A 9146-nucleotide genomic window follows, 5' to 3' on the forward strand; every position below is an offset into this window, starting at 1 on the left:
AGAGCTTAGAGCTTAGAGCCTTGGGCTTAAAGCTAAAGCTACTTGGTTTGCCCACCAACGGCGCGCCAACACATATCAAAGCTATCGTTGATGTACTTCGATGTTTGCTCTGGTGGAGACTCGCTTTGTTCAATCAGCCAGTTTGCACAAATCAGAAAGTGGCTATGAATGAAGTGTCTAACAAGGTTAATGTCCAACACCATCAATTCACCATCTTGTTGCCCTTTCAAAATGATCTCGTCTAGCGATGCGAACATCTGTGAAACAATCACTTCTCGAGTTTGAGTCGTTGGGTCGAAATGAACATTGGTGAAGAACTTCATCGCAACCGGATTCTCTAATGCCCACTCAATTCCTGTGACCCACATGAACTTAAAGGTTTGGTAGCGATCTTCTACAGCCACATCAGTGTGCGGTTGAAGGGTCGAGAATAGCTCTAGCTTCAGCTCGCGAAACAGTTCATCAATCAATAGAGATTTATTCTCGAAGTGGTGGAACAACGTCGCTTTTGCCACGCCGGCTGTTTTCGCTATTTGTCCGGTAGATGTGCCCTCTAGCCCTTGTTGAGAGAAGAGCAGGAGTGCAGCATCTAGGATTTTTTGTCTTTTGGTGATCATCTATTGAGTACTTTGAACATCAGTTTCTTGATTGGGTTGTTGTAAGGAGGATGCATTAACTTGGTGAAGTTGATTTTTCCTCTACTTAGAACGGTTTTGGCATGGCTAAGGGTCTTGAAGCCCTCAATGCCGTGATAGTGTCCCATGCCTGAAGGGCCGATGCCACCGAATGGTGCGTCTTCTGCAGCCACATGCACCAAAGAATCATTAATACACACGCCGCCAGAGTGCGTGTCTGATAAAAGCTTGTCTTGGGTTTCTTTATTATGGCTCATTAGGTACAGAGCCAGTGGGCGTTCTCTCTCTGTGATGTAATTGATTGCTTCTTCGATGGAATCATAAGGCACGATAGGCAAAACAGGACCAAACAGCTCTTCTTGCATCGCGAGCATCTCATCGTTCACTTCGGTGAGAAGGTGCGGCGTCATTCGGTGGTTTACATCGTCTTGTGCTTGTTCGGTTACCGTGTGAATAACCGCGCCTTTGGCTTGTGCGTCTTCAATGACACCTTTCAAGCGATTGTATTGGCGCATGTTGATCACTGAGGTTAAGTCTTTGCTCTCAATACCGGCTTTATAAAGCTTCTTGAAATAACGCTTATAGGCTGTGATGAACTCGTCTGATTTTTCTCGCGGCAATAAGATGTAATCAGGCGCTACACATATCTGGCCAGCGTTTAGACTCTTGGCAAACAAGATACGTTCAACAGCGTCAGCTACATCAAAGTCAGGGGCAATGATGGTTGGAGATTTGCCGCCTAATTCCAAGGTAACTGGTGTTAAGTTGTTAGCCGCTGCTCTCATAACGTGTTTACCCACAGCGGTTGAGCCTGTGAAAAGGATATGGTCAAACGGCAGTTGGCTAAATTTAGCGGAAACGTCAGCTTCGCCTTCGATAATCGCAACCTGATCTTCACTAAAGCCTTCGGCCAACATCGCTTTTAAAACTCGGTTGGTCGCTGGAGTAAACTCCGACATCTTGAGCATCGCCGTGTTGCCCGCTGCTAACGCTGTGATCAGAGGGCCTAAAGAGAGCATGACTGGGAAGTTCCAAGGCACGATGATACCAACCACACCTACTGGCTGATAATGCACAGTAATCTTGGCTGGTGTTAGCATCAAGCCGGCTTTTCGACGTGAAGGCTTCAACCACTTCTTCAGGTTTTTATCACTGTAATTGATCTGGTGTAGGGAAGGGGTGATGTCAGCAATTAAGCTGTCGTGCTCTGCTCGATGGCCATAATCTTCTGATACCGCTTCAATTAACTGCTCTTGGTAGCGCATTAATAGTTTTTTCAAGACTGAGAGATCATTTCGTCTCTGATCAAGTGTTGGATTAACGTTGTTACGGTAGTGATCTTGTTGTCGGTTGAATATTTGATCCATGTCGTTGGTGCTCGACGTGTTTGGTTCAAGGTCTAGATTATGGCTCATAGTATCCCCTAAATTCGAAGGCTGACCGATTGGTTGGTCAGTTAAAATTACAAGAAGATTGAACCGAATACAAGATATGCGCGAGAAAAGTTCAAAAATTGAGCGGTTACAACATTGAAGTGAGCGAGTTCTAGTAGGAAGAATGAAGTGTTTATCGGCATCGAATCGCGGGACACAAGCTGTGTTGGTGATAGCGAGAGTTCAGATTGTGAAGTGCTTATATTTGTCACAACTCTGACTTAACCTCACTCAATTTACTAAAAATCTTTTGGTTTCTGCACATTTTTTCTCCCTAATTTAATGTGAGAAATTGCTTTATATTTAATGCGCTTCAGCCTGTTTTTTACCCTAAAACCTTGTAATTCCTTACCTGTCATTTTAAGTCGATCTGTCGATAAAAAAACGTAATCGTCACCACAAATATCAATGGTTGGACTCGCTCTTAATAATATCGGTTAATGCAGCCAACAAATCGTTTTTGAACGCTTTTTGTTGGGTTATACCTCGCTATTCCAAAGAGGTATCTTCTGTCGATGGCCCTATAGTGTGAGGTCTCTAGAATTGGAAAATTCGGTTAATTTGGAACGCATCCGTGCTGAGTATAATGTAAAGCACTGGAGCCAAGGTTTTTATGGAATTGATGATAACGGTGAGGTGTATGTTTCACCGAGCGAGACGGATCATCAAGTCCCACTAAGTAAGATCGTAAAACAGTTAGAGCAAAGAAATATTGGTTTGCCTGCTCTTGTGCGTTTTCCTCAAATCGTGCATCAACGTGTGCACAATATCTGTAACGCATTCAACCAAGCGATCGACGAATATCAGTACGATAACCGTTACCTACTTGTTTACCCGATTAAAGTTAACCAACAGAAAGAAGTGGTTGACGAGATCTTAGCGAGCCAAGCTCAATTAGAGCAGAAGCAGCTTGGTTTAGAGGCGGGCAGCAAGCCTGAACTATTAGCGGTATTGGCACTGGCTCAAAAAGCGAGCTCGGTGATCGTGTGTAACGGTTACAAAGACAGAGAATACATCCGTCTTGCTCTTATTGGCGAAAAGCTGGGTCATAAAGTATTTATCGTTCTAGAGAAGCTATCTGAGCTTGATCTTGTTCTTTCTGAAGCGAAAGCGCTTGGCGTGAAACCTCGTTTAGGTTTACGCATTCGTCTTGCATCTCAAGGTGCAGGTAAATGGCAAGCAAGTGGTGGCGAGAAGTCGAAATTCGGTTTGTCTGCATCACAAGTATTGACCGTTATTGAACGCTTGAAAGCAGAAGACCAGCTGGATGTTCTAGAGCTAGTACACTTCCACCTTGGCTCGCAAATGGCGAATATTCGTGATGTGCGAAATGGTGTGAGTGAAGCGGCTCGTTTCTACTGTGAACTGCGCGATATCGGTGCTCAATTGAAGTACTTAGATGTTGGTGGTGGTTTGGCGGTTGATTACGACGGCACACGCAGTCAATCTTCAAACTCAATGAACTACGGCTTGCTTGAGTACGCTCGCAATATTGTGATGACAGTAGGGGATATCTGTAAGCTCTACAATCAGCCACAACCTGTGATCATTTCTGAATCTGGTCGTTCGTTGACTGCGCATCACGCTGTGCTTGTAACCAATGTTATTGGTACAGAAAGCTATTCTCCGGAAGACATGGCGGCTCCAGAAGCTGACGCGCCAATGTTGCTCAACAACATGTGGAAGAACTTCTTAGAGCTAGATGCGGGCAATGATGACCGAGCGTTGATTGAGATCTACAACGACACGCAAAGTGATATCGCAGAAGCACACAACCAATTTGCGACCGGTATGCTGAATCTTCAGCATCGTGCTTGGGCAGAGCAAATGTCTTTGCGTATTAACTACGAGCTTAGCACTCGCATGAGCACAAAGAACCGTTACCACCGTCCAATTTTGGATGAGTTGAGCGAGCGTTTAGCGGACAAGTTCTTCGTGAACTTTTCACTATTCCAGTCATTGCCAGATGCTTGGGGTATTGATCAGGTGTTCCCTGTATTGCCACTGAGCGGTTTAGACAATGCGGATGAGCGTCGTGCTGTAGTGTTGGACATCACTTGTGACTCTGACGGTACGATTGACCAGTATGTTGATGGTCAAGGTATTGAAACGACTCTGCCAGTTCCTGCATGGAACCCAGATGAACCATACCTGATGGGCTTTTTCTTAGTAGGCGCATACCAAGAGATCTTGGGTGATATGCATAACCTATTTGGTGATACTCACAGCGTAGTGGTCAACGTTGACGAAAGCGGTGAAGCGAATATCGACTACATCAACGAAGGCGACACGGTTGAAGACATGATGCGTTATGTTCATATCGATATGGATCTAATTCGTCAGAACTACAAAGAATTAGTAACGGCGAAAGTACCAGCGCAAGAGCAGCAAAGCGTACTTGAAGAGTTAGAGCAAGGCTTGATGGGTTACACCTATCTTGAGGATTTTTAATGAACGATCTATTTACCAAACCAGATTACTCGCTGTATTCCAATGCGATGACGTTTATGCGTCGTCCATTGGTACAGAACCCAATTGATAACGATGCTGATGTGGTTGTGTTGGGCGTGCCGTTAGATATGGCGACGTCTGGTCGACCGGGTGCTCGTATGGGCCCTGATGCGATTCGTCGTGCGTCTGTAAACTTGGCGTGGGAAGGCAAAAAATTTCCTTGGGACTTCAATGTATTTGAACATACCTCGGTGATTGATGCTGGCGATCTTGTGTTTGATTGCGGTGATGCTGAAGATTTAACTCAGCGTTTAGAAGCAGCCGCTGATGCGATTCTAAACAGTGGTAAAACTCTGTTAGGTTTAGGTGGCGATCACTTCATTACACTGCCTTTACTTAGAGCATACGGCAAGAAGTTCGGTGAGATGGCTCTGATTCACTTCGACGCGCACACTGACACTTACAGTCAGGGCAGTCGTTACGATCACGGTACTATGTTCTACCATGCGCCAAATGAAGGTTTAATTTCGCCTGAACATTCAGTGCAAATTGGTATTCGTACAGAGTACAAGCAGGAAGGACACGGCTTTAACGTTATTAACGCGATGCAAGCGAACGACATGAGCGTGGACGAGATCATTGCTCAAGTGAAAGGCATTGTTGGTGATAAGCCAGTTTACCTAACGTTTGATATCGATTGTCTGGATCCTGCTTTTGCTCCGGGTACAGGTACTCCGGTATGCGGTGGTTTGAATTCAGATAAAGTTCTGAAAATTATCCGTGGTTTGCAGGGCATCAACATGGTTGGTATGGACGTTGTAGAAGTTTCTCCAGCGTATGACCAAAGCGAGATTACAGCACTGGCTGGTGCAACTATCGCACTTGAGCTGCTTTATGTTTGGACGGCAAATCGCCTCGCTAAATCATAGTGTTTGATTGTTAAAAGCGTAACGCTACATACTGATTTTAAAGCCCACTAAGTTTCAACTTAGTGGGCTTTTTTGTTTTGCCGAGCAACAAACATTCTATTCTCGCATCTCAGTAAGTAGTCTTTTCTTGGCTGTGAACTAATAGGCTAAAAGGCTCGTATTCTACGGTCTATCTCATGATTTGTGAGCGAAAAATCATCACATTGATTCTGAGAGGTGTCTCAAAGATGGGACTTGCCTCTGCTTTACTAAGGATGCAGAGCTTACCGCTATTAATGCCCTGTATTCGCTAATGATTTATCAACTTTGTTACTGTATATATTTATAAAACGAAGATGTGTATTTATATTGCGCGCTCATTTGCATATTAATCAGCATCCTACTAACTTTTGACTAGGGTTTTTAAGCCTTGAAAGAATACTTGGATTTGCGAAAAGATGTCTCTTCGCACAGACATGGCATTTTTTATGGGGAAGACTAGGCTTAAGGGTAAGTAAACTATAAAAAAACAGGTGAAATACTTCTCTCTTTTCAAGCCGATTGGGCATAACAATGGATTGCCATTGATGAGAGCTAAGTATGCGTTCAATTAAAACCTGAAATTGCTATTACAAATAATTTTCACAGCGCTTAAAAATAGTGCTTTGTGACAACGGGGGATGTATGGATATTGAAGTTTCGCGCCAGGTTGCGGTAGTTGAAGCAACGAGTGGAGATGTCGTCGTAGTTAAGCCAGACGGCAGCGCAAGAAAAGTTTCAGTTGGCGATACCATCCGTGAAAATGAGATCGTGATTACGGCCAACAAGTCAGAGCTTGTATTAGGCGTTCAGAATGATTCGATTCCGGTTGCAGAGAATTGCGTCGGTTGTGTTGATGACAACGCTGCATGGGTAGATGCCCCAATAGCTGGTGAGGTTAATTTTGACTTACAGCAATCAGATGCAGAAACCTTTACTGAAGACGACCTTGCTGCAATTCAAGAAGCCATTTTAGGTGGTGCCGATCCGACTCAAATCCTAGAGGCAACGGCCGCTGGTGCTGGACAAGGTTCTGCAAACTCCGGCTTTGTCACTATTGATTACAACTACACACAGACTCAGCCATCGACATTCTTTGAAACCGCAGGTTTAGCAGATCAATCGGTTGATGAAGATAGAGAACAATTTAGAACAATAACTCGTTCATTGGGCGGTCAATCAATCAGTGAAGTGCTCACTGAAGGCTCCATTTCTGATAATACCTACCCCCAATCTATTACAACTACTGAAACGATTATTGCTGGTAGTTTAGCGCTCTCCCCTGATTCTTTCGCTCCAGATGCACTGTCCCTCGCTTCGCTACTCACAGAGCTAAACAGTGATATTACCTCAAGTGGTCAGCCCGTTACGTTTACTTATGATGCGGCGACGAACTCTATCATTGGTGTTCAAGGCACCGATGAAGTATTACGCATCGACATCGATGTTGTTAGTGTTGGAAACAACGCTGAGCTTTCACTGATCACAACGATTTCTCAACCAATTGATCACGTAACATCTGTTGGTGGTGGCCAGGTTTCCTATACAGGCGATCAAATTAACATCACTTTTGATATTCAAGGTGAAGACACCGCCGGAAACCCATTAGCAACACCAATTAATGCGCAAGTTGCCGTGGTTGATGGGGTCGATCCGTCTGCTGAAAGTGTGAATATCAGTAACGTAGAAACTAGCAGTGCAGCAATTGAAGGAACGTTCTCCAATATTGGTAGTGATAATCTTCAATCAGCTGTATTTGATGCTGGTGCACTGGACCAGTTTGATGGGTTGCTCAGTGATAATCAAAATACGCTTGCAAGGCTATCTGATGATGGGACAACGATCACTTTGTCCATTCAAGGTCGAGGTGAGGTTGTTCTCACTATCTCACTAGATACCGATGGTACTTATAAATTCGAGCAGTTTAATCCAATAGAACAAGTGGGCACCGATTCACTGACGTTCGATTTACCGATCACGATTACCGATTTCGACCAAGATGTTGTAACCAATAACATCAACATTGTTATCACTGATGGCGATAGCCCAGTCATTACTAATGTCGACAGTATTAGTGTCGATGAAGCAGGCATCATTGGTGGCTCACAAGAGGGAACCGCGCCTGTAGCGGGGAGCGGAAGTATCACTGCCGATATTTTCGAAAGCGACATCATCGACCATTATGAACTGGAGCCGACGGAATTTAATACGGGTGGCACCTTGGTTTCAAATGGTGAGGCTGTGCTACTTGAGCTGATTGGTGAGATCGGTGGTGTAAGAACTTATGAAGGTTACGTTGAGGTCAATGGAACGAGAATTACGGTCTTTGACGTTAAAATTGATAGCCCTTCATTGGGCAACTATGAGTTTAATCTTTATGAAGAACTTTCTCATCAAGGCGCTGAAGATGCGCTGTTAACTTTTGCATTGCCAATTTATGCTGTTGATGCAGATGGCGACCGTTCTGCACTGTCTGGAGGTTCGAACACACCAGAAGCTGCTGAGATTCTCGTTAATGTAAAAGATGATGTACCAGTGATGACAGCACCTACAGGGGAAACAGTTGTCGATGAGGATGACCTCACTGGTATTGGTTCCGATCAATCTGAAGACACCATTATTAATGGATTATTCACGGTTGATGAAGGCGCCGATGGTGTTGCGAAGTATGAACTGGTTGATGAAGATTTGGTTCTGACTGGCTTAACCTCCGATGGAGAAAGTCTAGAGTGGCAAGCTGTTTCACAAAACGGCACAACATTTACTTATGTTGCTCAAACTGCAACGAGTAATGAAGCGGTGTTCGAGATTATTTTCGATACCTCGGATAACAGCTATCAATTCGAATTGTTTAAACCACTTAAGCACCTTGATGGCGCGGGTGAAAACGCGATTAACCTTAACTTCTCTGTTGTAGCTGAAGATTTCGACCAAGATAAATCGAATGCGATCGATCTGAAGATCACGGTGACGGATGATGTGCCAACCATCACTGATACGACTGTTGCGAGTACGTTTGTCGTTGATGAAGACGATTTAGGCTCTGTTATCGCTCAGGCGACAGGTGCATTTGTTACGACTGAAGGTGCAGACCAAGTTGAGGTTTACGAACTGCGTAATGTCTCAGCGCTTGAAGCGACATTGACCTCTGGAACTGAAGCGATTTCTATTACAGAAATTACAGGGGCGGCTAACACAACGACCTATCAAGGTACGACGACAAGCGGGACTCCTATCTTCACGCTCGCGCTAGCGAATGATGGCTCTTATACCTTTACGTTGTTAGGTCCTCTAAATCATCCTACAAGTCCGAATTCCAATACCTTAACGATTCCATTCGATGTCGTTGCGGTTGATGGCGATGGCGACGATTCTAACCAATATGTATTGCCAATCGAGGTGCTCGATGATGCACCAATAATGAGTGCGCCAACGGGTGAAACAGTTGTCGATGAAGACGATCTTACTGGTGTTGGTTCAGATCAATCCGAAGATAGCATTATTAATGGGTTATTCACGGTTGATGAAGGCGCCGATGGTGTTGTGAAGTATGAACTGGTTGATGAAGATTTGGTTCTGACGGGCTTAACCTCTGATGGAGAAAGTTTAGAGTGGCAAGCTGTTTCACAAAACGGCACAACATTTACTTACGTTGCTCAAACAACAGCGAGTAATGAAGC

The 9146-nt window shown here is 44.5% G+C and carries 5 protein-coding genes; 3 read left to right on the forward strand and 2 right to left on the reverse strand.

Features of this window, described 5'->3' with window-relative positions; all coding sequences use genetic code 11:
• Positions 1-38: 38 nt before the first annotated feature.
• Both AB4517_RS16185 and AB4517_RS16190 read right to left on the reverse strand, forming a co-directional pair.
• Positions 39-617 carry a TetR/AcrR family transcriptional regulator gene (locus AB4517_RS16185; protein WP_372148738.1) on the reverse strand — a complete coding sequence of 193 codons (579 nt, stop codon included), beginning with the start codon at positions 615-617 and terminating at the stop codon, positions 39-41.
• Positions 614-2050: a coniferyl aldehyde dehydrogenase gene (locus AB4517_RS16190; RefSeq protein ID WP_017070227.1), complete on the reverse strand. Its 1437-nt coding sequence runs from the start codon at positions 2048-2050 to the stop codon at positions 614-616. The genes AB4517_RS16185 and AB4517_RS16190 overlap by 4 nt, the downstream gene beginning before the upstream one ends.
• A 561-nt stretch (positions 2051-2611) precedes the next feature.
• Between AB4517_RS16190 and speA the strand changes: the two genes are divergently transcribed.
• The 3 genes from speA to AB4517_RS16205 form a co-directional block, all read left to right on the forward strand.
• A complete protein-coding gene (speA, locus tag AB4517_RS16195) occupies positions 2612-4519 on the forward strand; it encodes an arginine decarboxylase (protein ID WP_372148741.1) in 1908 nt (635 codons plus the stop codon).
• Entirely contained in the window at positions 4519-5448 is a 930-nt protein-coding gene (gene speB, locus AB4517_RS16200) for an agmatinase (RefSeq protein ID WP_372148744.1), read from the forward strand. The genes speA and speB overlap by 1 nt, the downstream gene beginning before the upstream one ends.
• 663 nt (positions 5449-6111) lie before the next feature.
• On the forward strand, positions 6112-9146 hold a 3035-nt coding region (locus AB4517_RS16205), incomplete at its 3' end, for a retention module-containing protein (protein WP_372148746.1).

Source organism: Vibrio sp. 10N.222.52.C3 (genome assembly GCF_041474195.1).
GTDB lineage: Bacteria > Pseudomonadota > Gammaproteobacteria > Enterobacterales > Vibrionaceae > Vibrio > Vibrio crassostreae_C.

Excerpts from the sequence above, each read along its gene's own strand:
- AB4517_RS16185 (WP_372148738.1), bottom strand. The coding sequence starts at position 617 with ATGATCACCAAAAGACAAAAAATCCTAGATGCTGCACTCCTGCTCTTC.
- AB4517_RS16190 (WP_017070227.1), bottom strand. The coding sequence starts at position 2,050 with ATGAGCCATAATCTAGACCTTGAACCAAACACGTCGAGCACCAACGAC.
- speB (WP_372148744.1), top strand. The coding sequence starts at position 4,519 with ATGAACGATCTATTTACCAAACCAGATTACTCGCTGTATTCCAATGCG.